Source organism: Mesorhizobium sp. M7A.F.Ca.MR.148.00.0.0 (assembly GCF_003997735.1).
In the GTDB taxonomy this organism is placed as follows: domain Bacteria; phylum Pseudomonadota; class Alphaproteobacteria; order Rhizobiales; family Rhizobiaceae; genus Mesorhizobium.
The window spans coordinates 1-225 of the sequence record NZ_RZTB01000753.1; the positions used below are offsets into that span (position 1 = coordinate 1).

The window sequence follows — 225 nt, forward strand, 5'->3', positions numbered from 1 at the left end:
TGGACGTCACCGTGCTGCATGTCATGCCGACGCTGATGGAGCGCCAGCTCGATCCCGCGGCCGGCTATCTGCTGCAGCGTGCCGTGGAGCAGCGCGGCATCAAGGTGATCACCAAGGCTAACACACAGGCGATCACAGGCAACGGCAAGGTCGGGCAGGTGGAGCTTGCTGACGGCACCATTATCCCAGCAACGCTTGTGGTGATGGCCGTCGGCATCAGGCCGA

The 225-nt window shown here is 63.6% G+C and carries 1 protein-coding gene; it reads left to right on the plus strand.

The features are described 5' to 3' along the window. A partial coding sequence (locus tag EOB49_RS36130) for an FAD-dependent oxidoreductase (protein ID WP_164782041.1) occupies positions 1 to 225 on the plus strand: 225 nt, incomplete at both ends.